The organism is Bradyrhizobium sp. BRP23 (assembly GCF_020194135.1).
Lineage (GTDB): Bacteria > Pseudomonadota > Alphaproteobacteria > Rhizobiales > Xanthobacteraceae > Bradyrhizobium > Bradyrhizobium yuanmingense.
The window spans coordinates 1-385 of sequence record NZ_JADYVW010000072.1 but is presented as its reverse complement, the minus strand read 5'-3'; the positions used below and the strand labels follow the sequence as shown (position 1 = coordinate 385).

At 67.0% G+C, this 385-nt stretch carries 1 pseudogene; it reads right to left on the bottom strand.

The features are described 5' to 3' along the window. Positions 1-385: pseudogene (locus tag I6F24_RS37390) on the bottom strand (beta-ketoacyl-ACP synthase I); the annotation flags it as partial.

The following is a 385-nucleotide window of genomic DNA, read 5'->3' as shown; positions in this document are numbered from 1 at the left end:
AGCTTCTGCTCGCGGCTTTCGCGCAGGATCGGGAAGCTCTCCACCTTCGGGTCCAGCTCGCCGATGTTGGCCGAACCGGCGACGAAGCCATCGCGCATCATCAGCAGGCAGTAGATCGCCTCGTGCACGCTGGCCGCGCCCAGTGAATGGCCGGACAGCGCCTTGGTCGAGGACAGCGGTGGTACCGCATCGCCGAACACTTCACGGATCGCGTTGAGCTCGGTGACATCGCCCAGCGGGGTCGAGGTGCCGTGGGTGTTGAGGTAGTCCAGCGGGCGATCGACGCCCTGCAGTGCCATCTTCATGCAGCGCACCGCGCCCTCGCCGGACGGCGCGACCATGTCGGCGCCATCGGAGGTCACGCCGTAGCCGATCAGCTCGGCAT